Here is a 25,544-nt window from a genome sequence, read left to right on the forward strand (position 1 = left end):
TTCGCGTGACCGCAGCACTCGACGAGCGGGCGCGGGTCGCTGTCGCTCGTTGCGCGATGCGAAAGCGGTGCGGTGGAGGCAGTCGCCGCTGCTGGCCTGCGAAAGCAGGAGTCGCCTCGCGAACCGAAGCTGCGGGCCGGCGACTCAAGGGCCTAACTCAAAGAGCTGCCGCCTTCGCTGCGAGCGCTGGGCGAGGTCCGTTTGACTGCTCGCTCCGGGCGCTGCCAGGGGGCGCTTTTGAGCGCGCGCTGCAGCGCGGCCTTGCCGTCGCCGATGGCAGGCCGGCCGTGTGTTACGAGGACGTGGTCGATATCCAGCTCGACCAGACGCTGAAGAGTCGGCAGGTAGCGCGCGTGCCACCACTGCCGGCGGCCTTCGCTGTCCAACGGGGCCGCCCAAACGCGCAGTTGGCCACCGTCTGTGTCGACGACTGCGTCGCCGAAGACCAGGGCGCGGACGACAGGGATCTCGATCGACTGCTGCGAGCTGGGCGGCCTGCCGATCGAGTGGAAGCGAGCGATCCCGGCGACGTGGCCTCCGCCGGTGACGGCCTCGAAGCCGGAGACGTCGCTGAGTCGTGTCGCGACAGCGGGATGCCCGTAGATGCGTGCCTTCGCGCCGCGGTAGCGGCGCCACAGGGATTCGGAGCTGCGGGTGTGGTAGGGCATGGTGACGAGGATCCGAACGCGGTCGCGGACGAGGTCGTCCAGCACGTCCAGGGCCGGGTCGTCGTCGCCATCCACCAGCGGGTCGAGCAGCAGCACGTCGCTCTTGAGAGCGATGGCGTAACTCGTCCTGCCGCCGAACTCGCCCGGATGCAACCCTCGCGGGCGGCGCTCCCAGCGCCAGAGCCCGGTCACGATTTCCTCGATATCGCCGATCGCCATCATCCCCTCCGTCCGGGCCGCTGGAACCTGCGCAGCGAGATCCCTGTCGGACGTCGGCGGGCGCGGGAATCCGCCGCGACCCTATCGCGGGCTATCGCATGGAGGCTCAAGGAACAGTGGCCCTGCGGTAGACCCTCGCCGCGAGGCGAGCGCCTGCACCGGCGCGCGGGGCGGGTCCAACCGTGGTGCTTTAGGACGCGAGCGACACGCGCTACGGCAAGCCGCGGAGTCCAACGATCGCGGGGATCATCGGCGGCCGGCGGCGATGGACGATGTCGATGATTTCGGCGGCGTCGATGCCTTGCAGGTGACCGAGGTCACGCCGAGGTCGCTGTGGCCGAGCTGGCGCTGGATGATGTTGATCGGCACGCCCTCGCGTGCGAGCTCGATCGCATGCGCGTGCCGGAGCTGGTGGGGAGCGAAGCGTCGGCGCACAGCGGCACGCGCGGCAGCACGATGCAGCGCCGCGCGCGCCGCGCCGGTCGGCCACGGCCCTCCCGCGCGTGAGCCCTCGATCACGCAGAACAACGGCCCGTACGGAAGCGTCTTGCGCGCCTCTAGCCAGGGTGTTACGTGTTCCCAGCCCCAGTCGTCCATGCCGATCTCTCGCCGGCGTCCGCCTTTGCCGCGGCGCACGACGATCGAGCCTCGGCGCGGATCGAGATCGTGCTCAGTCAACAGCAGCGCCTCGTGAATGCGCAGACCAGCACGCCACAACACGACGATCAACCCACGCAGCCGCTCACCGCGCAGCCCGACCCCGGCCGAGCGCATGACCGCGACGATCTCCTCGACCCGCGGCGGATCGGCCGGATATCGCCGGCCTTTGTTTGCGTGGCGCTCTGCCGGCGTTGTAGCCCGGCAGCGTCGCCGGCGAGCGCCGCTGTGGCGACGGAATTAGCGCGGTCATCGAGACCTCCCGACCCTTGCAGAACACCACGCGCACAACGCGCGTGGCCTCGTTCAATCATCCGCCTGCACAGAATCACCGCAGTCCCCATGCGAGTTGCCCACGTCACTAGAGCTATCTTCAGTGCGTGATCGCACTCCTTGCAATCTTCGCCGCCGTGGCGCTTCCGGCCAAGCCCCATACCTGCGGGACCAAGGCGCTCTACGGCCGGACGCTGGCGATCCGCGTGACCGGCAAGTCGCTGCCCTGCTCCGACGTCCGCTCGATCGTCAAGGGCAGCTGTGACACGAACGGCAAGACGTGGTCGTGCTTCTCCGGCCGCGAGTCGGATCCGGCGCTGGTCTGGTTTCGCTCAAAGGAACGCTTCAAAGAGCACTGGTCAACGACGATCGAGGCCATCCGGCCCAGCTGCAAGCGCACGCCGGCCATCACGCACGCCGATTGGGTCAAGCCCGACGGCGGCGCGTTCCCATCGAGAGAGCAGATCCTCGGCGACGACCTGCTCCGCTGTCATCGCCTCGACGGCATGACCCACGCCCAAGTGCTCGCGCTGCTCGGCCAGCCCGACGACGACAACGGCAAGACGGCCGACTGGGAGGTCGGCCTCGAACGCGACTCGTTCTTCCAGGTTGACAGCGAGTACCTCGCCGCGAGGTTCGTCGGCGGGAAGTTCAACAATGCGTCGTTCGAGCAAGGCTAACGCGCGTTACCGCTCCTCGGCCGACTCGAGCCGACACGCGCAGAGCTGCGCGTGGCGCTTGAGGACGGATGGGTCACGCCGCAGGAGCATCGCGGGGCTGCGCCGCTCCGTTCAGGCGAAAGCAGCAGCGCGTGGTCGGTGCGGCCTATCGACGCGGGAGTGCCGAGGTGCATGAAAGGCGGCTGCGAGATGCGTCGCTGCTGCTTGCGGGCTCGGAGCAGCAGTCGACGCGCGAGCGCTCGACTGACGCGGGAGCTAGCCGGGGAGGGGGATGGCGGCCGCGACGAGGGTGCCGCTGTCGGCCGGGCTGTCGACCCGGAGCTCGCCGTCGAGAGCGGCGAGCCGGTCCGCCAGCCCGATGAGGCCACTGCCGCCGCCGCGCCGGGCGCCTCCGACGCCGTCGTCGCGCACGTGGACCGCGAGCGTGCCGTCCTCGATCCGCGCCATCACCTCGGCGCGTCCGGCGCAAGCGTGCTTGGCCACGTTGGTCAGCGCCTCGGCGACGACGAAGTAGGCGGTCGCCTCGACCGCGGCAGGCAGCCGACCCACCGCCACATCGATCTCGACCGGCACCGGCATCCGCGAAGCCAGCGCGTCCACTCCCGCGCGCAGCCCGCCCTGGGTGAGGACGCCCGGGAGGATGCCGTGCGCGAGCTCGCGCAGCTCGACGTTCGCGCGCTCCGCGTGGTCGAGCGCCTCGCCGACGAGCGCCGGGGCGGCCTCCTGCTCGCGCTCAAGCGCCCGGCGCGCCAGCTTCAACGTGATGATCGTCTGGACGAGCCGCTGCTGCGCGCCGTCGTGCAGATCGCGAACGACGCGCCGGCGCTCCTGGTCGGTCGCCACCACGATCCGCGCCCGCGACGCCGCAAGCTCCGTCCGCGCTTCGGCGTTCGCGATCGCCGTCGCCACGAGCTCCGTGAACGAGGCGAGGCGCGCCTCGGTGTCGGCCGGCAGCGGCTGCTCAGGGCCCGAGCTCGCGGTCATCACACCCCACAGGCGGCCCTCGACGACGATCGGCGCCCCGACCGATGAGTGCAGGCCCTGCTCGCGAATGGCGACGGCGAGCGGGCCGGAGGCATCGGCATAGCTGTCGATGCGGGCGGGACAGCCGGTCTGGAAGACCACCGTGCTGACGGTCTTTCCCCCGAGCGGCCACCGACCGCCGACGGGGAAGCGGTCGCGCACCGCATCCGAGGCCGCGACAACGGTCATCGTGCCGTCGGGCTCGTAGCGGGCCATGGCGGCGGATTCGACCGGGAGCACGCGCCCGACCTCCTCGGTGACCGCCGCGAACACCTCATCCGGCGGCACCGCCCGCGCCACTAGCGTCGCGACGCGCCGCAACGCCGCTTGCTCCTCGGCCAGCCGGGCGAGATCAGCCCGGCTCTCGGTGTTCGCGATGGCCGTGGCGACGAGCTCGGTAAAGGCGGCGATCCTCGCCTCGGCGTCCTTTGGGAGCGGCCGGTCACTCCTCGAGGAGGCGATCATCACACCCCAGGGGCGCTGGTCGACGACGATCGGGGCGCCCACCGACGAGCGCAGGCGCAGCTTCCGGCCCAGCGCGGCCCCCGCGCCGGAAGCCTGCTCGTAGCCGAGCATCCGCGCAGGCCGGCCGGTCCGCAACACCGACCCTGCGACGCTCTCGCCTTCGAGCTCGACGCGGGTGCCGACCGGAACTTGATCTCCGGCGGAGCTCCACGCGGCGACTCCCGTCGCTGTCCCGTCGCCCTCGTAGCGCCCCATGTGCGTCGCGTCGACACCAAGGAGCAGGCCGACCTCACGCGCGACCGCCGCAAACACCTCCGGCGGCGCGACCCCTTCAGCGACCAGCGTCGCAACCCGTCGCAGCGCGGCCTGCTGGTCGGCAAGGCGCGCCGATCGGCGCGCCTCGCGCCGGGAACGCGCGGCGAGCTGGCTGACCACCAATGACGCCACCAGGAACGCCACAACTACTGACCAGCGGTCCGACGTGCCGGGATCCAAGCTGTACCGGGGAGGCAGGAAGAAGTAGCTGAACGCCGCCATGCTCGCCACCGACACCGCGCCCGCGACCGCGGCGCCATACACGAGCGCAATCGGGACGACTGCCAACAGGTAGAGCACGCCCAGACCCAGAGCCGGCACACGCGGCTCCAGAAGCGCGATCACCGCGGTGATCGCGGCGACAAGCACCACACTCGCGAGCACTGCCTGCAGCCAGCGAGGGATCGGTGATGTCATGGCATGATCATCCTCGCACCGGCGCGCGTCTTGCAGAGCTTTCCGGCTCCCTCCCGCCCGCGGCCGCCAAGCGGCACCGACGTTCAAGCCATCGTTGGCGATCCTCGGGCGGGCCAAGGGGAACGGCCGCTGCTGCTCGTCGACGAAACCAGTGCTCTGCGGCGACCGACTCAAGCCCGAGTTCGCTGCTCCCGCGGACGATCACGGCAACCGCGACGAGAGTTCGGGCAACATACCGCCGCGCTGCCGGTCTGAGTGAGGCAAAGGGGATAGCCGTTATGAACGAGGCCGGCCTGCTGTATTCCGCCGCAACGGTGCTGCGGTCGTCGACATGCTGCGGGAACGGGTAGAGAGGGACCATGTCTCGGCGGATCATGCTGATGACCGGTCTTGGCGCGGTCTTTCTCGCGGGCGCGTTCTTGTTCCTTCATACGGGTGGGCGCGCTGACGATGTCTGCGAGCGGGAGCGTTTCGTGCCGGCGGACGGGCTCTCGCTCTGGCCGCCAGGCGCGCGCTGCAGCTTCGGCGAGCCTCAGCGGACCGACGTCCTCGTCAATCCGTGGCTTGGCCTGGCGCTGGTCGCGATACTCGCCGCAATGGCCACGACCTACGGTCACCGCTCCACGCGAGCGTGACGACGGGGCACGCGAGTCCTCGATTCCACCGGCCGCGCTCGCGGCGTCAGGCGAAAGGAGCAGCGCGCCGGACGATGGCCCCGCGCAAGCGGCTTGAGCGGTTGGCGGGTCCGGCTCCAAGCCATGGTCGGCGTTTCCGGCTGAGATGCCGGCCAACCCGCCCAGACGGGCCTTATCGTCGGATGCTGCCTCGGCCGATACGAACAGCGTCGTGCTGTCTCGCATCCTTTTCAGCGGCATGTTCGCCGCAATACTCGCCGCTCTCGTCCACAGCGGGGCGCTCGACGACGTCGAGGCCGTGACGTCTTGGAACGTCGCGATACTCGCATTTGCAGGTATCTTTGGAGCCGCGGGCTTCGTCGCAGGTCGCTGGTGGGCATTGTGGCTCGTACCACTCGGGTGGCTGACCTTCGTTCCCGGAGGGTCGGACGAACAGCTCGCGCTTGCCCTCGTCATCTGCGTGCCCGCGGCCATCCTGGGTGTGAGCGTGGGCGTGGCGCTTCGCCGCATGCTCGGATACCGGTCGTCGGACGAATAGCGGCAGCGCCGCGATGAGCCAGACCATGTGCAGCGTCGCTGTCGCAAACGAGTCAAAACCGCTAGCGGACAGGACCGCCGCATAGCTCGAGAGACGACAGCCGGCGCGCGTGGTGCTTCAGGACGGAAGGACCTCGGCCTTGTCAACATTCGCTTGCTCGCGAGCGGCGGGGGTGCGGCTTTAAGAGTTGTGTGGCCGAACGATCCCGGAGAGGTGCCGTCGCGGTGTCGGCGGGAGGCGGCATCATCGTGGGTGTGTGCTGGCCCGGGCTGGATTGTGACGCTGCTGGGGGCGTTCTGGGGGGCGTTCGCCGCGTCAGGTCCAGTCTCTTGGGGTCGGTTCGTACCGGTCAGTCCTCTCCGGCCGCTTTGACCCCTTCACGGCGGCGACGGCGGGCGTAACGCCGCGTGTCCAGGACGGGCGTCGGGAACCCCGCGCGATCGCGGCTGTCGGCCGCGATCGCCCGGTAGGCCCTAGGAGAGCGTGGGGAAGTTCGTGACGGGGAACGTCTCGATCTCGGGGGAGCGCTGCTGGAACAGCACGCCGCCGTCGACGACCACGAAGCTGCCGGTCACGTAAGCGGCATCGTCGGAGGCGAGGAAGACGGCCGGGCCGGCGAGATCTTCCGACTTGCCGGCGCGCTGGAGCGGGACAGTCGCCGCGGTCTTGCCGAGCGCCTCTGGAGGCGCGTCGTCGGGCGCGATCAGGCCGGGGACGAGGCCGACGACGCGGATGTTGTACGGCGCGAGGTCGAGCGCGAGGGCGCGGGTCAGCGCCTCGATGCCGCCCTTGGAGGCGTCGTAGGCCGTCATGCCGCGATGGGCGCGGGTGGCGCCGCCTGAGGAGGTGGTGATGATCACGCCGCCGCCGTTGCGCGCCATGTGATGCGCGGCCGCGACGGAGCACATGTAGTGGCCGCGGAGATTCGCGGCGATCACGCTGTCGAAGAACTCGACGTCGGCCTCGAGCACGTGCTTGACGGCGTCGCGGACCTTGCCCGCGTTGCAGACCATCACGTTAATCGCGCCGAAGGCATCCAGGGTGGCTTGGATGAGGGCGTCGACCTGGTCCTTTCGGGAGACGTCGGTCGTGACGGCGATCGCCTCGCCGCCGTGGGCCTTGATCCGTTCGGCGACCGCGTTCGCGTTGTCGCCGTCGATGTCGGTGACGACGACCTTGGCGCCTTCCTGGGCGTAGCGGGTCGCGATCGCGGCGCCGATTCCGCGTCCCGAGCCCGTCACGACCGCGACCTTGCCGGCCAGCTTGCTCATGCTTCCTCCTGGATGTCGAAGTCCTCGGGCAGCAGCACGCGGCCCTGTCGCTGTTGCCGGATGCGCACGCCGTAGAGTCGTTCGGCGGCCTCGATGCTCACGTAGCCGTCGACGACGTCACGCAGAACGGCCTTGTGGTCGCGTTCGCGCGGGTCGCCCACGCCGCCGCCGCCGGGCAGGGCGAGGCGAACCTCTGCTGTCGGAGCAAGGCTGGTGAGGCGCTTCGTCGGGATCGGCCGACCGTCGACGGTGACCTCGCCGACAGCGCCTTCATGGCCGCCGTCGGTGCCCGGAGCCGGGACCGTCGTGCGGTCGGCGAGCGCGGACACGCGCCACTCCGGCTCGCCGTCGCGCAGCGTCATCACCGACGTCTGGCCGAGCCCGCCACGCCAGCGCCCGGCGCCGCCGGAGTCCATCCGCAGCGACCGTTCCCGCTGCACCAGCGGCGCCGACAGCTCGAGCACCTCGGTCGGCACCGATGCCACCGCCGACGGAAAGCCCGTCGCATTGCGGCCGTCGCGACCATGCCAAGCACCGGATCCGCCGGACTGAAACAGCGTCAGGTTCAGTGGGCTCCACACGCTGATCCACACGGCATCGGCGCTGCCCGCGGGGTGACGCTCGAGCACCGGCGTCAAGGCGGCGAGCACGAGCCCAGGGACGAAGTGGCCGACGACGTGCCGCGACGCGACCGGCGCCGGCGGGCGGCAGTTGAGGATGCTGCCCTCCGGGACCGTCACGTGCACCGGCGTGAACGAGCCGTCGTTGTGCGGGACAGCGGGCGCGACCGCCGCCTTCAGCGCAAAGGACGCGTACGCGTGCGTGTAGTTGAGGACGACATTGATGCCGTGCTCGCTCTGCGGCGAGGAGCCCGCGAAGTCGAGCGTGATCTCGTCGCCGTCGATGATCGCGGCGAGCCGCAGCTCGATCCGCTCGCCGTGGCCGTCGCTGTAGCCGACCGCCTCATACCGACCGTCGGGCAGCGCCGCGATCGCCGCGCGCATGGCCGTCTCCGAGCGGCGGCGGATCTCAGCGCCGACCTCCTCGAGGTCCTCGAGCTTCAGGTCGTCGACGCAGCGCAGCAGGCTGCGGGCGCCGACGTCGTTCGCCGCGGCCTGCGCGTAGAGATCTCCAACGGTCTCACGCGGTGTGCGGACGTTGGCGCGGATGACAGCCAGCAGGTCCTCGTTCATCTCGCCGCGGCGGGCGAGCTTCATGATCGGCAGCCGTAGGCCTTCCTCGTAGACGTCGCTCGCTTCGGCGGAGAGCAGGCGGCCGCCGATGTCGGGCGCGTGGCAGGTCGACGCGAACAGGCCGATCATGCGCTCGCCGCGGAAGACCGGCGTGACGACGGTGAGGTCGTTGATCTGGCCGGCGGTCATCCACGGGTCGTTGGTGACCAGGACGTCGCCGGGCTGCAGCGTCTCGGGCGGATACGCGTCGACGATGTACTTCAGGCCCGTGGCCATCGCGTTGATGTGGCCCGGAGTGCCGCTGTGCGACTGGCCGAGCATCCGGCCCTCGCGGTCGAACACACCACACGCCAAGTCCTCCGACTCGCGGACGATCGTGGAGAACGCGGTGCGGACGAGCGTCGCCTGCTGCTCATCGAGAATCGAGGCCAGCCGGCCGGCGGCGATCCCCACAGTCACCGGGTCGAGCGTCATCACGTCACCTCCACGACCAGGCTGCCGTCCGTCGCCACGCGGGCCGACGCGCCTGGTCCGACGACGGTCGTCGACTCGCGCTCCTCCACGATCGCCGGGCCCTCGACCTGCGTGTCCGGCCCCATCCGATACCGGTCGTAGATCGGCGTCTCCACGTAGCCGCCGCCGAAATAGACGCTGCGCGTGCCCTTCCTCGCGTTTCCGCCTCGTGTCGAATCCGCAACGAGGAGCAGCTCTGGATCCGGCCCCCGAGTCATGACTCGCCAGCTGATCGCCTCGATCGGAACGTCAGGACCTGTGCGCCCATGCGCCCGCACGTAGGCCGCCTCAAAGGCCTGCTTGAGATCCTCGCCCGGCTTCACGGGGACCGTCACCTCGAAGCCCTGGCCGACATAGCGCATGTCGATCGAGCGCTCATGCGTGATCTGCGACTCGCCGACCCCCGACAGAGCGAGGACCTGAGCGCCCTGCCGCTCGAGTTCGACGAAGAGCGGCTCCGCGCGCGAGAGGGTCTCTCCGTCGACCGGCTCGAGCCGGCTACGCACAGAGTCCGTGGCCAGCGGGGCGGCGAGTACGCCGATGCTGCTCATCACGCCGGCCGCGGCCGGCACGATGACGGTCGTCGTACCGAGCGCCGCGCCGACGCCGAACGCGTGCACCGGCCCGGCCCCGCCGAACGCGAACAGCGGGAGCCCGGTCGCGTCGTGACCGCGCTCGGCCGCGTGCACGCGCGCGGCGCTCGCCATGTCCTCGTTGACGAGCCGGTGGATGCCCCACGCCGCCTCCTCCACGGTCAGGCCCAGCGGCTCGGCGATGTGCTCGGAGATCGCGGTGCGCGCCGCGTCGACGTCGAGCGTCATCTCGCCACCGAGAAAGAACCCGGGGTCGAGGTAACCGAGGACCAGGTCGGCGTCCGTGACCGTCGGCCGTGTGCCACCACCGCCGTAGCAGGCCGGGCCCGGATCGGCGCCCGCCGACTCGGGCCCGCAGGCCAGCAGCCCGAGTGCGTCCACCCCCGCCAACGAGCCACCGCCGACGCCGATCTCGATCATGTCGATCGTCGGCGTCTTGATCGGCAGGCCTGACCCGCGCGTGAAGCGATCCGTACGGGCCGCCTCGAACTCGTGCGTGACGAGTGGCCGCCCGTCCTCGATCAGGCACAGCTTCGCCGTCGTCCCGCCCATGTCGAACGACATCAGGTCCTTGAAGCCGTTCAGGCCGGCGAAGCGGGCGGCCGCGAGCGCGCCGGCGGCCGGGCCGGACTCGAGCATGCGGATCGGCCGCTCCGCGGCGTCCCGCGCGATGGCAATGCCGCCGTTGGAGAGCATCACGCGTAGACGGCCGCCCGCGCCGAGCCCCGCGAGGCGATCCTCGAGATCGGCGAGATAGCGCACCACGCGGTCCTGGACGTAGACGCTTGCCGCTGTCGTCTGCGTTCGCTCGTACTCGCGGATCTCGGGCGCGACGTCGCTCGACAGTGCGACACGCAGGCCCGGCGCCGCGTGCTCCACGGCAGCGCGCGCGGCCCGCTCGTTGGCGGGGTTCGCGAAGCTGTGCAGAAAGCAGACGGCGATCGCCTCGATCCCGCGCTCGGCCAGCTCGCGCGCCAGCGCCTCGACCTCCTGGGAGTCGAGCGGCTGCTCGATCGTCCCGTCGGCCAGGGTGCGCTCGCGCACGTCAAAGCGCAGATGACGCGGCACGAGTGGCTCCGGCCGCCACACGTCGAGCCGATAGATGTCAGGCCGCCGTTCCCGTGCGAGCTCCATCACGTCGCGGAAGCCGGCCGTCGCCAGCAGCGCGACCTTCGCGCCCTTGCGCTCGATCAGCGCGTTGGTGACGAGCGTGGTCGCGTGCACCACCTGGGTCAGATCGTCGCCGCCGAAACGCTGGCGCTCGAGCGCGTCGCGCAGAACCGTCTCGACGCTGTCCGCCGGCGCGGACGGCGTGCCGAGCGCCTTGCCGATCGCCACGATCCCGTCCGGCCCGGCGATGCACAGGTCCGTGAACGTCCCGCCGATGTCTACGCCGGCCCTCACAGCGCCTGGTCCAGATCGCCCCACAGATCCTCCACGCGCGCGGCGCGTCGGGCGTGGATCGCGACGGTTTCCGACCGGAGCTCTGGCATGCGGCGGACGATACAGATATTGCAGACAATCTACAAAATCGCTAGGCTCGGCGGCATGCCCCGCCTTCCGCTGCCCTCGGGTGCAGACGTCGTGATCATCGGAGGCGGCGTCGTCGGCGCGAGCGCCGCGTTCCATCTCGCCGAGGCCGGTGCAGACGTTGTCCTGCTCGAGCGCGACCAACTCGCGAGCGGCTCCACTTCCAAAGCGGCGGGCGGTCTACGCGCGCAGTTCTCGGACTCGCTCAACATCGAGCTCGGTAAGCGCAGCCTGGAGGCCTACAAGCGCTTCGCGGAGCGGCCCGGGTGGGAGATCGACTACGAGGAGATCGGCTACCTCTTCGTGCTCACCACCGAGGCGGAGCTCGATGTCTTCCGGCGCAGTGTCGCGCTGCAGAACCAGCTCGGGGTGCCATCACGGATCGTCACTCCCGAAGAAGCGCTCAAGCTCTGCCCACTGCTCGCGGGCGACGACATCCTCGCCGCGAGCTACTGCCCTACCGACGCGCACGCCACGCCCGAATCCGTCGTCCAGGGCTACGCATACGGCGCACGACAGCACGGCGCACACATCGCTGTGTCGACCCGGGCTGACGGGATCGACGTCGTCGATGGCGTCATCACCGGCGTGCGTACCCCTCGCGGGACCGTCGCCACCGGCACGGTCATCAGCGCGGCCGGCGCATGGTCCCGGGCATGCGGGGAGATGGCGGGCGTGCGACTCGATGTCACCCCGATGCGCCGTCAGGTGCTGTTCACCGCACCGATGGGCGACCTGCCGGCCAAGCTGCCGCTGACGATCGACTTCACGAGCGGCTTCTACTTCCACCGCGAAGGCCGCGGATTGCTGATGAGCGTGAGCGACCCGGACGAGCAGCCAGGCTTCTCAACCGAGACGACCGATGACTGGATCCCCCGCCTGCTCGAGGTCGCCGAGCACCGGGCGCCGCGAATTGCCTCGGCGCCGATCCAGGGCGGCTGGGCCGGCCTGTACGACATGAGCCCCGACGGCAACGCGATGATCGGCGAGTTCGAGCAGATCTCGCGCTTCCTCTACGCCACCGGATTCTCCGGCCACGGCTTCCTTCAGGGACCCGCAACTGGCGAGATACTGCGCGACCTCGTGCTTGGCCGCGAGCTATTCGTCGACGTCACACCAATGAGCGCCGAGCGCTTCGACAGCGGAGCACTGGCACCCGAGTTCAATGTCGTCTGAACCACGCCCTCGCGGACCCGCGCCGTCCAACGTCGACCTCGCCGTCGAGGGCATCCGCGACGCAATCGTCTCCGGCCGCCTTCGTCCCGGCGAGCGCATCAAAGAGATCCCGCTGGCCGAGGGCCTCGGCTTCTCGCGCGCGCCGGTACGCGACGCACTCCGGCTGCTCGAGCGTGACGGGCTCGTCATGCTCGTCCCCAACCGTGGTGCCATCGTCCCCGAACTGCGCGCCGTCGACGTGCTTGAGGTCTACGCGCTGCGGGCCTCGCTCGGCACACTCGCGCTGCATAAGCTCATGCTCGAGCCGGAACCGCTGGCGCTCGGCCCGCTCGAACGCGAATTGACGCGGCTCGTCCGCGCGGGCGAACGGCAGCGCGCTGACGATGCGATCGAGGCCGACCTGGCCTACCAAGCAGCGGTCATCGCCGCCGCCGGTCTGCCGCGCGTGGCGGGCGAGTTCGGGCGCCTCACCTGGCAGGTACGCATGTTCCTCGGCGCGCTCAACATCGGCCTACTGGATTCCCTGCCGCGCGTGGTCGGCGAGGTCCAGGCGCTGCATGAGGCGATCGCCGCCCACGATGCCGAGGCGGCAGGCCGGCTCTGGCAGGAAAAGTTCGAGCGCTGGATCGCCGACCTCATCGGCCGGCTCGACGAGGAGTTCGACCACGAGCTATGGCTTGCGCTCACTCGCGGCGCCGGCGAACTCGCGCGGCGCGACTGACATAGAACCTCGTCCGCCTCCCTCGATACACGTGGTGCATTAGGACGGTTGGGTCACGCGGACTCGGGCATCGCGGACCCGACGCTCGTCACTCCGTTCAGGCGATTGCGCAAGCGGAGACCGTGAGCGGCAGCGAGGCTGGGTCGGAGCGTCGACCTGTGCCTATGCAAGACGCCGGGACAGGACCGGCTGGCGGCGCTGCTGCTCCTCGTCCGAGGCAGCGGCGACATCGGCCACTACGCCAGCTCCTGCTCCCCCGGGCGAAAGCAGGCGCCGCGTCCTGGTTCTGGCGACGAGCAGAGAACTCGTCCGCTGCCGGGAGACACCTGCATTGCCCCGGGTGCGGTGCATCTCGGCGACGGCGGGCCCGCGCTCACGTGCTGGGCCGCTCGGAGGTGTCACAGCCGAGGCTGCCGTCTTGTCTTGAGGGGTGTAGGTGATCCTCGGTCAAGGAGTTGATGATGAAGGTGTTTGTGGCTGGTGCGACGGGAGCGATCGGCAAGCAGCTGGTGCCGCGTTTGGTTGCGGCGGGTCATGAGGTTCATGGTATGACGCGGAGCGCGTCGAAGCGGGCGATGCTCGAGGCGGCGGGCGCGGTGCCGGTGGTTGCGGACGCGCTCGATGCCGATCAGGTCGCCGAGGCGGTGGCGAGGGCGCGGCCGAACGTGATCGTCCATCAGCTGACCGCGATTCCCGCCGAGTTGGACATGCGCAATCTCGATCGTGAGTTCGCTCTGACCAACCGCTTGCGGACCGAGGGCACCGATCACCTGCTCTCGGCCGGGCAGGCGGTGGGGGTGCGGCGATTCGTCGCGCAGAGCAACATCGCGGTCTACGCGCGCACCGGCGGCGCTGTCAAGAGCGAAGATGACGCGTTGGACCAGTCGCCGGCGCGCGAGATGCGCCGGGGACTCGAGGCGATCCGTCACCTCGAGGATGCCGTCCTCGGTGCGCGGTGGACGGAGGGGATCGTGCTGCGCTATGGCTGGTTCTACGGTCCGGGCACCTCGATGGCGCCGGGCCAGGAGTCCTACGAGTTGGTCCGCCGCCGCAAGTTCCCGCTGGTCGGCGACGGTGGCGGCGTGTGGTCGTTCATCCATGTCGACGATGCCGCGGAGGCGACGGTGGCGGCGGTCGAGCACGGCGGCCGCGGGATCTACAACGTTGTCGACGACGACCCCGCGGCCGTCGCGGAGTGGCTGCCGGCGTTGGCTGTGCAGCTCGGCGCGAAGAAGCCGATGCGCGTACCGCGATTCATCGGGCGGCTGTTCGCGGGTGAGTGGGGCGCGGTGATGATGACCCAGATCCGCGGCGCCTCGAACGCCAAGGCCAAGCGCGAGCTGGCGTGGCGCCCGGGGCACCCGAGCTGGCGGCAGGGGATCTTGGTGGCATGACCGATCGCGAGCGCCTGCTCGACGAGCTGCGGCCGCACGCGTTCGCGATCGCCTACCGGATGCTCGGCAGCGTCTCCGAAGCCGAGGACGTGATGCAGGAAGCGCTGCTGCGGGTGCATCAGGCGCTCGACGGCGGCGACGAGATCGCATCGCCGCGCGCGTTCGTCGCCACGGTCACGACCCGGCTGGCGATCAATGACCTGCGCTCGGCGCGCGCCCGTCGCGAGCAGTACTTCGGCGAATGGCTGCCGGAGCCGATCATCACCGACCGCGACGATGATCCGGCCCGGCACGCAGAGACGGCCGACTCCGTGTCGCTCGCGATGCTGGTGCTGCTCGAGAGCCTCTCGCCCGAGCAGCGCGCCGTGCTGCTGCTGCACGACGTCTTCGACTACGGGTATCCCGAGATCGCGGCGATCATCGGCAAGAGCGAGGACAACGCGCGCCAGCTCGCGACCCGCGCCAGGCGTCACGTCAAGCAGCGCCGGCCGCGCTTCCAGACCACGCGCGAGCAGCGCGACGAGCTGACACGACGGTTCTTCGCGGCCGCCGAGCACGGCGATCTCGCCGAGCTCGAGACGCTGCTCGCGCATGACGTGGAGCTGACCGGCGACGGCGGCGGGAGGGTCCCCGCGCTCGCGCGGTCGCTGCACGGCCGCAGCCATGTCGCGCGCGCAGTCATCGCCTGGTTCGGCCGGGTCGCGCGCCTACCGGGCGTGTCCTCGCGCCTCGTCGAGATCAACGGCGGCCCGGGAGCGCTCCTGCTCGACGGCCAACAGCGACTCATCGGCGTGTGCGCGCTCGACACCACCGGCGATCAGATCACGAGCATCCGGGGAATCGTCAACCCCGACAAGCTGCGCCACCTCGGCCCGGTCGGCGACTTCAAGTCGCTGCTGAAGTCGGCGACATGAGCCCGCAGCGCTCCCCGAGTGGCCGCCCACGCGCGATCGCGATCCTCGCGACCTCGGGCGACGAGGGGCCACACGCGATCCCGGTCTGCGCGCCCGGTGCGAGCCAGTGACCGCGAGATCCTGCTGGCCCTGCATCAGACGCGCCGATCGCTGCGCCGCGCTGTGGGAGCATCCTCAGGTTGCCCTCGCGTTGCTCACGAGCGGGAACGTCGCGTTGACCGCGCGCCGGTGTGCCCGCACCGTGCAGGAGCCGATGACCGCGGCGCCCGAGTACGTGGCCGAGGCAATCGAGGTGGACCTGATCGAGGATCACCGCAAGCCTGCATTCCGCGTCGAGGCCCGCGTCGATCGCCGCTGGATCGACGAGAGCGAGCGAGACGCCCTCGGACGACGCATCACGGCACTGACGCAACTCGCCGCCGGATAAGCCTCCGAGAGAGCGCCCCGGCTTCTGCGAGACAACACGCATCGCGGCGGCGTGATCGTCTTCCCTGAATTGCGCGGCAAGCAGGTCTCGGCGCCTGCTCGCCTGCGCGACCGGTAGCCGACGCCGTCGTCGATCTCGTCGCCGCTCAGGACGACGAACGGAAGCCCCACTCCGGCCCGACGCATGGCACCCGGTGCATAGGCACGACGTCGCAGTCTGCGAGCCCGCCATCGGTGGGAGCTCAAGCACCGTCGCTGTCGCAACGAGGCATGAGCGGCACTCCCGGTGCCAGGCGAACGACGCAGCGCGTCGGAACTCGGCGTCGCGTCGCATGGAATCCACGAGCCGGCGGCCTGTAGTCTGCGGCGGTGGCTGGTCGTGGGCGGACGCAGTGCCCTGGATGTCAGGGGGCAGGTGGACGGGAAGGCTGGGTGCGAGGCGTGGAGGCGGGCGCATCGGGCGAATGGCGGCGAGGCTGGCGGTCGTGTCGTCTCTGCGGCGGCTCGGGCGAAGTTGACTCGGTGGTCGCGGTGGAGGAGGTTCGCTCGCGCGCCCGCCGCGAGGCAGGCCGCCGCGCGGAGGCTGAGGCGCACTACTCCCGAAAGCGGCAGACGATGAACTGCGCTGGCTGGTCGACGATTTCGGATACGCCGTCCTGGAGGACGGCCGCTCGCCAGGGCCAGTCGAGCGGTGGCTGTTCCGCAGCGAGTGGACGAGCATCAGGATCGCGGTCGCCTTGCAGCGCGATCCGGAGTTCCGCGTCAGTCTCCTCGCGCTCCACCCGAGACGCCTGACTCGCGGCCGCCAGCACTCAGTCTCGCCGACTACCCCGGCTCGCACACCGAGCAGAGGGGGTCAGTTTTCAGCGGAGTAGCGGGCGCCAGTGTTCGCCCGTTGACACGCATCGGCGCGCCTCGCACGTGGCCCAGGTGATGCGATCCGGATGAGATCGCTTGAAGGCAAGCATGCATGACGGAGTACGAGGCGCCCGTCGCCGAGCAGCCGGCAGATCTAAGGGTGCGCGGACACCTCAGACCACTGGCTGGTGGCGAAGTGGACGCGCTCGCGGCGCAGCTCGACTACAGGCGTGCCGCGCCGCGAGGGTGGGACGGGCTAGCCCTTCTGCGGCGGCGGCGCGTCGTCGGTGATGACCTGCGCGCCTGGGTGCGCACCTTGGAGCGTCAGCAGCGCGTCGCGATCGCGGACGTCGCGCAGCACTTCGTAGACCGGCCAGCGGATCGTCTGCGGAGCCTCGCTCGCGTCGCGGCCGGGGTCGCGCAGTTCGAGGGGGCGTCCGTCGGCGGCGACGTAGAGCGTCCACACCGGGCGCCCGGCGTCGGCCTTGAGCGAGATCGCCCACGCGTCTTGCCCGTCGATCGTCGCGTGCCCCGAGACCTCCATCTGCCCCGCCTGCAGCAGCGCGCGGGTCTTGTCGACGACCGGGTCGGCCGCCGGCAGGCCCGCCAGCGGGTCGACCTTGCCCGGCGCCTTCGCGGTGTCGGCCGGCTTCGCGGGAGCGGGCTTCGCTGACGACTCGTGAATCGTGTTGGTTGCCGTGTCATAGAACGCGTTGCCGGACGTCTCTTGCGCCTGGGTGCCGCTCCGGCGCAGCTCGCGCGCCTGCTCCGGATGGTCGGCCGACTCCCACAGCTCACGCGTCGTCGTGACGCCGCCCTGCGTCTCGACGCTGCGCACGTGCAGGATCGTGCCGGGCGGTGGAGCGAACCAGTGCAGTGCCGCCTGCGTGAGGGCCGACGCCGAGGGCGGCCCGCTCGGCCCGCCCGTGAGCACCACCACCGCTGCCGCGATCACGACTGCGAGCGCCGCCACCGGCGCGAGCCGTGGCGCGATGCGCCGGCGCTCGGTCGGCAGACGGCGCACGCGCTCGAGCAGCGCGGCATCGATGGCCTCGTCGTCCACGACCGGACGCGACGCGCGCAGCCGGCGCTCTATCTCGCTGTTCACAGGGTGTTCCATTGCGCTCGTTCCTTCGTTGGAGTGGATGAGAGGGCGGCGCGCAGCCGCCGCCGTGCGCGGGCGCTGCGCATCCGGAACGCGGCTGGCGTGATGCCGAGCGCCCCGGCGGCGTCCGCCGCGGAGAGGTCGAACCAGGACGTCAGCACGACGGCCTCGCGATCGAGCGGCGAGAGCGTCAGCAGCGCGGCACGCAACTCGCCGTCCTCGATCCGGTCCGCGGGATCGGGGCCCGCGACGCGCGGCTGCATGTCGAGCAGCGCGTGCACCGCTCCCGCCCGCCGCCGGCTCCGTCGCGCGTTGGCCAGCACGCGACGTGCGACGCCGATCAGCCAGCCGAGCTCGGCGCCGCGCGGGATGTCCCGCTGGCGCCGCCACGCGATCGCGAACGTCTCCGCGACCGCATCGTCAGCGTCCTCGCGCGACGCGACGGAGCGCGCATAGGCGAGCACCCGTGGATACGTCGCGCGATACAGGTCTTCGAAGTCCACGCGGGGCAAGTGTCCGGCACCGGCCGCAACGCAACCAGTCAGATCAACTCAGAGATCCGGTTCTCGCTTCAAGCTCATGGCGAAGCCGCGCTGCTTCATCACCTCGTGCGCCGCGGACGCGCCTCTGCTCATGGTCCGCGTGATCTCTGCGGAGCCAACCGGCCGCCGCGCTGCCGTCGCGTTGCGACGCGACGATCTGCCTCGTCGACGCCGCGGTGACCGCGTGCCGCAGCGCCGATCGCCGTCGACGCGAGCGGGCGACCTCCGGCCAGAGCGGCGAGCCGTGACATGCCCGGAGTCCGGGCACCACGAGCACGCCGGCTCCGCGATCATCTGCGCCCGCGCCGCCTGACGGACAGGCCGGGCGAAACGCCGATCGCGCGGCCTTCGGCGTCATCAGCCCTCATCGGGCGCGCGAGCTCCCGATCGGAGCGAGCTCGAGCACCGGCGCTATCGCAATCAGGCATAGCGAACGCGGAGACCGTGAGAGGCAACGCAGCGAGGCTGGGTCGGAGCGTCCACGCTGTGCCTAGGCAAGACGCCGGCGCCCCCGACCGGGCTCTTCACCGGGCGGGTGCTTCAGGACACGCGACAACGAGCGGCCGTGAGAGGCGACGATCTGCAGGCACAACGCCCCCAAGGGGTCCCGCTAGGCGATGGTCAGCTAGATGAGTGCTTCCATGTCGAGAAGCTCTGACCGGCTCCGCTCACCAGGTGAAGGGCCACGATAGGCGCTGGCCCACGACACCAGGAGACCACGATATGACGCTTCAGCGGATGGACAACGTTCTCATCGTTGTCGACGACCTCCAGGCTGCCAAAGCGTTCTTCGCCGAGCTCGGTATGGAGCTGGAAGGCGAGACGCAGGTCGAGGGGCCTTGGGTGGACAGCACCGTCGGGCTCAACGACGTCCGTGCCGACATCACCATGATGCGGACCCCGGACGGCCACGGCCGGATTGAGCTGACGAAGTTCCACACGCCGCCGGCGGTCAGAGCGGAGCCGGAAAGCGCGCCGGCGAACGCGCTGGGCATACGCCGCATCATGTTCGCTGTCGAGGACATCGACGACGTCGTTGCCCGCCTGCGCAGCCACGGTGGCGAACTCGTCGGCGAGATCGCGCAGTACGAGGACATCCACCGGCTCTGCTTCCTGCGTGGCCCTGAGGGCATCATCATCGGACTGGCCGAGCAGCTCAGCTGAAACCTCCTGCGGCTTCCGACGCGACGCGTCCCGCCACGGCAAGCACCTGGAATGGGCGGAGTTCGTGGTCGCCGGCAGCCGTTCGATCGATCCGATCCCGCACCCCGCCCTGCTGGGGCCGTGTTTGCAAGAAGCGCTCTACTCCGAGGCTCCGCGCAGCGACCACATGCCCACCCGCGCGGGCGCACGGGTGCGGGTCTTCACGTCCCAGTGCCCCGACACGTCCGTGGGCGAGATTCGACCGTGGTCCGCCTGAGCCCGCCCGCCCGCCCGCTACGCCTCACGGATAGCGCTGGACGCCGCCGGTTGCTGACCCGCCGCCGCGACTGACGCGGGTGCTTGCCGGCGCCCGCGATGCGTTGGACCAGCAGGGGCGACGACCGGCGAGCCGCGGACGACGAATGGCTCGCGCTGCTGGTTGCGCGACGGGCGTCAATGAGCAGGTCGCTGACGGATCGCTCGGGCGTGTCCCTCCAGCCGAGACGCGACGAGCGTCGCGACGGCGCAAGGGCCTATATGCCCTCCTCACCCCACCTCCTCACCCGAGCCGTACGGAGGCCGGCAATACTCGCGACCGTAGTGCTGGACGCGCTCGTAGTGAAATGAGACGGTTCCGCGCTGGTAGCTGTTCCACACGACGTTGAATGCTCTGCCGAGGTTCTTCAACCGCCACCCCTGCACCAGGCGTGAGCGGCCACAGACCATGGGTACGGTGTGGGCGCGTCTGTTGCCTTTCAGCTGCCGCAGGACTCGCTTGGCTTGGGCGCAGCTGACGTGGTGGCGTTGGGTGATGCCAAATATGGCGATCACAGCCGACTGCCGCAGCATCCCGGACATCGTTCAGTCCTTCGCCGCCTCTCCTCAGGCGATTCAGACACGTGTCCTTCTTGCCCGATTGAACGCACACTGCCCGCCACCGCTTCGAGGTAAAGCGCGACTTCGACGCCTGACTCCATCGTCGGGATGCTGTTCCAGGGCCGCGCCCTGCTTCTGGCGACGAGCGGTGGGTTGCGATTCGCTGCTCGACACCCACTTCTGTTTGCGCGAGCAGGGATCGTGGCCCAGCTCGGTTCCGCCGCGGTGAAGATCGCCGAAGCGCTTGTCAGATCTTCATCAGAACTTCCTGCAGATCGACGTTGCACAGGCGGTGAGCTACGCCGCAGTAGGCGGCCCGAACCAGGTGGCCAGCGCGTCAGGAAGCCCATGGTGGGTGCCGTCTCCTACCCACGCGACGTAGCCGTCCGGGCGGATCAGCACGGCGGTGGGGGCGCTGACCACGCCGACCACGGGGAGCTCCCACTCGCCCTGGTAGCTCGCGTCGACCATCTGGACCCGGTCAGCCCATGGAGTGATGTCGAAGTCGCCGGGCTGACCGAGGTCCAGCAGCAGCGGCCGTGCGTCGTGCAGCAGCTCGAAGACTCGGAGCCGGCCGTCGGCGGTGATCAGGTCGAGATCGGGCATGCGGCGTCCGAGCAGCGGATGTCCCTCGCCGAGGTCGTACCGGATGTCCAGCCCGGAGATGAGCCCGGCGAGCCGTTTGCGAGGCTCGTCCATGCTCGCCACCTCCGACACCACATCGACCACGGCCTTGATGCGCTCGTCGTGGCGCTGGAGCGCCGTCTGAGCCATCGTGTACCTGAGCGCGCGGGCAGCGACCGGGTGGCGCTCGGCGTGGTAGGTGTCCAGGAGGCTCTCCTGACAGGTTCCTTCGACGACCTGCGCGAGCTTCCACCCCAGATTCACCGCATCCTGCACACCGAGGCTGAGGCCCTGCCCACCCGCCGGGTAATGCACGTGCGCCGCGTCGCCGGCCAGTAGGACTCGCCCCACGCGATACGCCGCGGCCTGCCGAGTCATGTCGGTGAACCTGGAGATCCACGTGGGGTTGTGGATCCCGAAATCGGTGCCGTACACGGCGATGAGCGCTTCGCTCAGATCGCGCAGGGTGGGCTCGCCGGCGGGCCCGAGCTGCTGCTCGGTCGTGACCACCCGGAACGTCTTCCCATCCTGCATCCTGTGGAAGCCGTGGACGCCGGCGGCGTCGTGACGGACGCCCGGCGGCGGCTCCTCGGTCAGCTCGACCTCGGCGATCAGGTTGCTCCTCGTCGGATCCCAGCCCGGGAACTCGATGCCGGCCGCCTTGCGGATCAGGCTGCGTCCTCCATCGCACCCGACGAGATACCGCGCGCGCAGCGGCTCGCCGTCGGACAGCCGGACATCGACCCCGGCGTCGTCCTGCGCGAAGCCCGCCACCTCACACCCGTAGTAGATGCGCACCGGCAACTCGGCGATCCAGGCGGCCATGATCCGTTCGATCTGGTTCTGGAAGATCCCGAGCGAATACGGATGACGCGTCGGGAAATCGCTCATGTCCATCACGGTCGTGCCGAACGTCGCGGCCTGAGCCACCTGACCCTCCGCGAGGAACCGATCGGCGACCCCGCGCTGATCGAGCACCTCGATCGTGCGCGAGTGAATTCCGCCGGCCCGCGCGTCGGCGAGCACGTGATCGGGACGCCGCTCGACGACCGCGACGTCGACCTTCGCCAACGCCAGCTCGGCCGCCAGCATCATCCCCGCGGGACCGCCTCCGGCGATGACCACGGCATGCTCGGTCATCGCCACGATTCCGTCGGATACGTCGAGAATGACACGCTCCTCCATCCCTCGATTCTGCTTGCGGCGGCCGATTATGCGGCAAGACTCAAGGCCTCATGAGCGTCTTCAGTGCGGTATAAGATGGGAAGTGGAGAGCAGCCGGTAACGGTCTCCCCCAGTCGTCCGCTGCGGACGGATGACCTCTTGGCGAAGCAGCAGCGCGCCGCCAAACGCGATCCCGGCGGCCTAGGAGATCTCCGACGGGCCTGAAGACACCGACCCCGCGCAAGTCTCCGCGACGTGACGACCTGCTTTCGTTCGACGACAAGCGTCTCGCTCGGCTGGACACACAGGCGTTGGTCAGCACGGCATGCACGGCACCACGCGGCCGCTTTCGGCGGTGTGCGAGCCCCGAGTCCCGGTCCTTCTGCGGACGAGAGGCGAGCGTCAGCGTAGGCGAGGTGCTCGCTGTTGCATCGAGGCATCGGCAGCAGCGCGCCATCTCCGTCCACGCGTCCGCCGGCGAGGTCGCGGATCGCGTCCGTGACCTGATGCAGCGCGGCGATCCTGTCGGTCGGGGCCTCGATGGCGCGCGCCTCGATCAATGACCCGAGCGCGTCGAGGGCGTCCCGAGGCGCGGGTGCACCAACGGCGACGACCCAGTTCGTGCGCACCCCCGAGGGCTGGCGGATCAGCTCGATGCCGTGGGACGACAAGCGCCCGGGCCTGCAGTTGCCCGAGCGCTACGCCGCCTAGCTCAGACCGCCCAAGGCGGCACGATCCGCTCACCGTCCAGCAACGCCGTGCCGCCGACGGGCAGCATGCAGACGGCCTCCGCGGGGCCGTCCTCGGCGATCAGGCTGAACTCGGCGCCGGGCTTGACGATCAGCGCGCCGCCCGCGCCGACGCGCTCGTCGTGCGTCGCATAGCGCGCCGTCAGCTCGCCCTCGAGCACGACGAAGACCTCCTCGCGGTCGAGCGAGTGCAGCGGGGACGCGTGCCCGGGCGCGAGGCGGACGCGCCAGGCCGACGTGTCGGCGCTGCCGCGCGAGGGCGAGGCGAGCCCGGTGATCGTCGCGCCGGGCGCGTCGAATGTCGGGGCCTCTTCGGGGGTGATGACCGGCATGCTCGCTATCCTTTCGTTCGCCGTGGCGAACAGTACACCACAGGGAACTATCGGACCCGACTTCGCGCTGCTCGTGGTCGGCGCCTCGCGGCCGGTCGCCGACCGGCTCGACGCCGCGGTCCGGCGCGCCGGCATCGACGACATGCGCTCGTCGTTCGGGTTCGTGATCCGCGCCCTGGCGGACTCGCCCCAGGGACTGACCGAGCTGGCGGAGCGGCTCGGCGTGACCAAGCAGGCGGCTATCAAGGTCATCGACGAGATGGAGGCGCGCGGCTTCCTCGCGCGCGAGCCGCACCCGGCCGACCGGCGGGCCAAGATCCTCGCGCTGACCGACAAGGGCCGGCGCGTGCGCGAGGCGGCGCTCGCCGAGAGCCGCAGGATGGAGCGCGAGCTGCGGTGCGCGCTCGGCGACGCGGACGTCGACGCGCTGCGCCGCGTGCTCGTGCGCTTCAGCGGCGAAGGCGACGGCGCCCGCCCGGTCTGGTGAGCCGGTCCTCCTTGTGGGCGCCGAACCAGGCGGCCTGTCGCTCCATCCGCTCGCGCGCGCTCGCGTCGCGCGGCAGCCCGTAGACGGTCCCTGGGAAGTCGAGCCTCTCCTGCACCGCCCAGATGTCGTCATGGCGATCGGGCGGGAGGATCTGCGCCGGGTCGCCGACCGCAACCCAGCCGATCGGCACCGTCGCGCCGTCCTCGAGCGCCGTTTTGACGTGCACGACGCCGTTGATGCGCACCTCGACGCGGTTGCCGAGCCGCGCGCCCAGAAACAGCGAGGCGCCGGTCGCGATGAACGACCCCTCGCCGATCGTGCAGCCGTTGATGTGCGCGTGCGGCCCGATCAGCACGTCGTCGCCGAGGACGACGGGGTGCGCCGCGCGGGCGCGCACGAGCGCCAACTCCATCACGACGCAGCGCGCGCCGATCTCCACGCGCCCGTCCTCGGCGCTCACGACCGCGCCGAACAGTACGCGCGCGTCCTCGCCGACGCGAACGTCGCCGCACAGGACCGCGTTCGGCGCGACGTACGCGCTCGGGTGGACCTCGGGAACGCTTCCGCGATGCTCGATCTCCATGCGGCGGGACGCTACGACACGACGGTCGCCGTCGGTGAGCGCGTCGACGATCGCCGCAGCGCCGGGGTAGCCGTCGCGGCGCCCTGATCGCGAGCGGGGCGCGGAAGCTCACACGGATCTTCAGTCGGCGGGCGCCGTGCATGTGGACGTGCCCGAGGCGGACGTCGAGCTTGCGGGCGGCCTGGGCGTCGGCCGGCGGGCGGGCGTAGCCGACGAGCGGGCACGTCACGATCGCGGGGCCGGTGCGCGGCGAGTGAGCGGGGCACTGGCTGCCGTCGCGATAGGTGACGCGTTCGAGCGGGTAGTCGCGCCGCCCGAGCGCAGTGACTCCCACGATCTGGGCGACGCCGCGAGCGACGTCGTGGTACGTGATCGAGCTCGCCTGCGGGCCGAGCCGACCATACGCGAGCGCACGCTGTTCGGCGGCGGGGCAGCGAACCTGGATCGGGTCACCCGATGACACAAACCATCGTCACGATTCAGGCGCACGGCGAAATCACGGACGGGGTGCGACGCCACCGCTCCTGTCAGGCGAAAGCGCAAGCGCTGTTCGTCCCTGCCGCTACCGACGCCGCCGTCTCAATCGCATCGGAGCCGAGTGCTGGGCGGCGTCTGCGCACCGGGAGCTAATCCCGCGGTGAGCCTCGGTCTCTGCTAACTGCGGCAGCGAACGTCGGAGCCGCTGAACAGACGGCGGCAGGGCGGAAGGCGCGTGTGGCTGCGGGCGGCGCCGGCGACGGCCTGCACCGCGCGGATGACGGCGGACGGCTGGCCGCTGCGTGATGAGGGAACGTCGTGATTGCTGGCAAGCGCGACGACGTGCACGCTGTTGTCGGACAGCGCGGCGAGCTCGTCCTGCATCCTGTTCCAAAGCTGTTTCAGGGCGCGGCCGAGCCGTGCCGGCGTGTGCGGGAAGTTGTCCTGTCGGCCGGCCGTGATGACGGCCAGCGGCATGTCACCAAGGGTTGTGACCCGGCTGGCGAGCGCCTCGCCGGCGGCGAGGTCGATGCTCCCCATCACGGCGGTCGCCAGCCCACGACGGATTTCCGGCGCCTGCGACGCGGGCCAGATGGCGAGCTGGCGTCGTCGTCCGTCGCGGCCCATCGTGTCGATGAGGACGAGCCCCGCCGTCTCCGTTGGATAGAGGTGCGCGAACACGCGCGCCAGGACCCCGCCGTAGGAGTGGCCCACCAGCACGTACGGCGGTTCGACGCGGGCGCGGCCGAGCAGCCGCCGAAGGTCGGCGATCTCGTCGCGTGCGTCACGCACGCCCGGCGGCGCGACGCTGTTGCCCGTGCCCGCGCGGTCGTAGGCACAGGCCCGAGTGCTGCGGCCGACCTCGGGCTGCACGTCTCGCCAGGAAAACGTGTCCGCGCCGAAGCCGGCCTCCAGCACGACGGTTGGGCTGCCCGAACCCACGCACTCCAGGTAGAGGCTGCGCCTGCCCCCGATCGCGACGA

General features: G+C 70.4%; 24 protein-coding genes. 11 read left to right on the forward strand and 13 right to left on the reverse strand.

The genetic code is table 11. The annotated features are described in order from the left end of the window. Positions 1-152: 152 nt before the first annotated feature. A complete protein-coding gene (locus H958_RS0119485) occupies positions 153-887 on the reverse strand; it encodes an MBL fold metallo-hydrolase (RefSeq protein WP_156028084.1) in 735 nt (244 codons plus the stop codon). 246 nt (positions 888-1,133) lie between these two features. After that, positions 1,134-1,673, reverse strand: coding sequence for a site-specific integrase (locus H958_RS0119490; protein ID WP_255325437.1), 540 nt, complete (start codon positions 1,671-1,673; stop codon positions 1,134-1,136). A 251-nt stretch (positions 1,674-1,924) separates the two neighbouring features. Between H958_RS0119490 and H958_RS0119495 the strand changes: the two genes are divergently transcribed. Next, positions 1,925-2,497, forward strand: coding sequence for a hypothetical protein (locus tag H958_RS0119495; RefSeq protein WP_156028085.1), 573 nt, complete (start codon positions 1,925-1,927; stop codon positions 2,495-2,497). Positions 2,498-2,752: 255 nt separating this feature from the next. Here H958_RS0119495 and H958_RS38755 read toward each other — a convergent pair whose 3' ends face one another. Continuing rightward, the gene (locus H958_RS38755) at positions 2,753-4,717 is read right to left on the reverse strand and encodes a GAF domain-containing protein (RefSeq protein ID WP_081686061.1); all 1,965 of its coding nucleotides are present in this window, start codon (positions 4,715-4,717) and stop codon (positions 2,753-2,755) included. A gap of 359 nt (positions 4,718-5,076) precedes the next feature. Here H958_RS38755 and H958_RS0119510 point away from each other — a divergent pair, with 359 nt between their 5' ends. Both H958_RS0119510 and H958_RS0119515 read left to right on the forward strand, forming a co-directional pair. Further along, entirely contained in the window at positions 5,077-5,352 is a 276-nt protein-coding gene (locus H958_RS0119510; protein ID WP_028059895.1) for a hypothetical protein, read from the forward strand. A gap of 211 nt (positions 5,353-5,563) precedes the next feature. After that, positions 5,564-5,890, forward strand: coding sequence for a hypothetical protein (locus H958_RS0119515; RefSeq protein WP_028059896.1), 327 nt, complete (start codon positions 5,564-5,566; stop codon positions 5,888-5,890). A gap of 473 nt (positions 5,891-6,363) precedes the next feature. Here H958_RS0119515 and H958_RS0119520 read toward each other — a convergent pair whose 3' ends face one another. Genes H958_RS0119520 through H958_RS0119530 form a run of 3 tightly spaced genes read right to left on the reverse strand, consistent with a single transcriptional unit; the run spans position 6,364 to position 10,864 of the window. Beyond that, positions 6,364-7,161 (reverse strand): SDR family NAD(P)-dependent oxidoreductase, encoded by a 798-nt coding sequence (locus H958_RS0119520; protein WP_028059897.1) that lies wholly within the window; start codon positions 7,159-7,161, stop codon positions 6,364-6,366. Further along, complete coding sequence (locus H958_RS0119525; protein WP_028059898.1) at positions 7,158-8,828, reverse strand: hydantoinase B/oxoprolinase family protein; 1,671 nt, start codon at positions 8,826-8,828, stop codon at positions 7,158-7,160. The genes H958_RS0119520 and H958_RS0119525 overlap by 4 nt, the downstream gene beginning before the upstream one ends. Beyond that, positions 8,828-10,864: a hydantoinase/oxoprolinase family protein gene (locus H958_RS0119530; RefSeq protein WP_028059899.1), complete on the reverse strand. Its 2,037-nt coding sequence runs from the start codon at positions 10,862-10,864 to the stop codon at positions 8,828-8,830. Before H958_RS0119530 ends, H958_RS0119525 begins: the two co-directional genes overlap by 1 nt. Positions 10,865-11,008: 144 nt before the next feature. Between H958_RS0119530 and H958_RS0119540 the strand changes: the two genes are divergently transcribed. The 5 genes from H958_RS0119540 (at position 11,009) to H958_RS46480 (ending at position 15,622) form a co-directional block, all read left to right on the forward strand. Further along, positions 11,009-12,166, forward strand: a complete 1,158-nt coding sequence (locus tag H958_RS0119540; RefSeq protein ID WP_407641158.1) for an NAD(P)/FAD-dependent oxidoreductase — start codon at positions 11,009-11,011, stop codon at positions 12,164-12,166. Then, on the forward strand, positions 12,156-12,887 hold the full coding sequence (locus tag H958_RS43680; protein ID WP_051324536.1) for a GntR family transcriptional regulator: 732 nt from the start codon (positions 12,156-12,158) through the stop codon (positions 12,885-12,887). The genes H958_RS0119540 and H958_RS43680 overlap by 11 nt, the downstream gene beginning before the upstream one ends. Before the next feature lie 461 nt (positions 12,888-13,348). Continuing rightward, positions 13,349-14,281 (forward strand): NAD-dependent epimerase/dehydratase family protein, encoded by a 933-nt coding sequence (locus H958_RS0119550; protein ID WP_028059901.1) that lies wholly within the window; start codon positions 13,349-13,351, stop codon positions 14,279-14,281. Then, complete coding sequence (sigJ, locus tag H958_RS0119555; RefSeq protein WP_028059902.1) at positions 14,278-15,195, forward strand: RNA polymerase sigma factor SigJ; 918 nt, start codon at positions 14,278-14,280, stop codon at positions 15,193-15,195. Before H958_RS0119550 ends, sigJ begins: the two co-directional genes overlap by 4 nt. Before the next feature lie 241 nt (positions 15,196-15,436). After that, positions 15,437-15,622 carry a hypothetical protein gene (locus H958_RS46480; protein ID WP_156028086.1) on the forward strand — a complete coding sequence of 62 codons (186 nt, stop codon included), beginning with the start codon at positions 15,437-15,439 and terminating at the stop codon, positions 15,620-15,622. Positions 15,623-16,214: 592 nt separating this feature from the next. On the opposite strand, the gene H958_RS0119565 is transcribed toward H958_RS46480, so the two are convergent. The 3 genes from H958_RS0119565 to H958_RS0119575 all read right to left on the reverse strand — a co-directional run bounded on the left by H958_RS0119565 (position 16,215) and on the right by H958_RS0119575 (position 18,087). Continuing rightward, a complete protein-coding gene (locus H958_RS0119565; RefSeq protein WP_156028087.1) occupies positions 16,215-16,403 on the reverse strand; it encodes a hypothetical protein in 189 nt (62 codons plus the stop codon). Positions 16,404-16,735: 332 nt separating this feature from the next. Beyond that, positions 16,736-17,587, reverse strand: a complete 852-nt coding sequence (locus H958_RS0119570) for a hypothetical protein (RefSeq protein ID WP_028059904.1) — start codon at positions 17,585-17,587, stop codon at positions 16,736-16,738. Continuing rightward, positions 17,584-18,087 (reverse strand): RNA polymerase sigma factor, encoded by a 504-nt coding sequence (locus H958_RS0119575; RefSeq protein WP_028059905.1) that lies wholly within the window; start codon positions 18,085-18,087, stop codon positions 17,584-17,586. Before H958_RS0119575 ends, H958_RS0119570 begins: the two co-directional genes overlap by 4 nt. A 762-nt stretch (positions 18,088-18,849) precedes the next feature. Between H958_RS0119575 and H958_RS0119585 the strand changes: the two genes are divergently transcribed. After that, positions 18,850-19,290: a VOC family protein gene (locus H958_RS0119585; protein WP_028059907.1), complete on the forward strand. Its 441-nt coding sequence runs from the start codon at positions 18,850-18,852 to the stop codon at positions 19,288-19,290. Between the two features lie 1,152 nt (positions 19,291-20,442). Here H958_RS0119585 and H958_RS0119595 read toward each other — a convergent pair. Together H958_RS0119595 and H958_RS0119605 are read right to left on the reverse strand one after the other, a co-directional pair. Continuing rightward, entirely contained in the window at positions 20,443-21,909 is a 1,467-nt protein-coding gene (locus H958_RS0119595) for an FAD-dependent monooxygenase (protein ID WP_028059909.1), read from the reverse strand. 736 nt (positions 21,910-22,645) lie between these two features. After that, positions 22,646-23,014, reverse strand: a complete 369-nt coding sequence (locus tag H958_RS0119605; RefSeq protein ID WP_028059910.1) for a cupin domain-containing protein — start codon at positions 23,012-23,014, stop codon at positions 22,646-22,648. On the opposite strand from H958_RS0119605, the gene H958_RS38770 reads away from it, so the two are divergent. Continuing rightward, positions 23,013-23,501 carry a MarR family winged helix-turn-helix transcriptional regulator gene (locus H958_RS38770; RefSeq protein ID WP_196807446.1) on the forward strand — a complete coding sequence of 163 codons (489 nt, stop codon included), beginning with the start codon at positions 23,013-23,015 and terminating at the stop codon, positions 23,499-23,501. The two genes, H958_RS0119605 and H958_RS38770, sit on opposite strands and share 2 nt — an antisense overlap. Here H958_RS38770 and H958_RS38775 read toward each other — a convergent pair. Beyond that, entirely contained in the window at positions 23,464-24,084 is a 621-nt protein-coding gene (locus H958_RS38775; protein ID WP_051324538.1) for a gamma carbonic anhydrase family protein, read from the reverse strand. The genes H958_RS38770 and H958_RS38775 overlap by 38 nt on opposite strands. Positions 24,085-24,232: 148 nt before the next feature. Between H958_RS38775 and H958_RS0119620 the strand changes: the two genes are divergently transcribed. Beyond that, complete coding sequence (locus tag H958_RS0119620; protein ID WP_156028089.1) at positions 24,233-24,544, forward strand: hypothetical protein; 312 nt, start codon at positions 24,233-24,235, stop codon at positions 24,542-24,544. Between the two features lie 194 nt (positions 24,545-24,738). Here the strand turns inward: H958_RS0119620 and H958_RS0119625 are convergent. Further along, a partial coding sequence (locus H958_RS0119625) for an alpha/beta fold hydrolase (RefSeq protein WP_028059912.1) occupies positions 24,739-25,544 on the reverse strand: 806 nt, incomplete at its 5' end.

It is taken from the genome of Candidatus Solirubrobacter pratensis, from assembly GCF_000425945.1.
GTDB lineage: Bacteria > Actinomycetota > Thermoleophilia > Solirubrobacterales > Solirubrobacteraceae > Solirubrobacter > Solirubrobacter pratensis.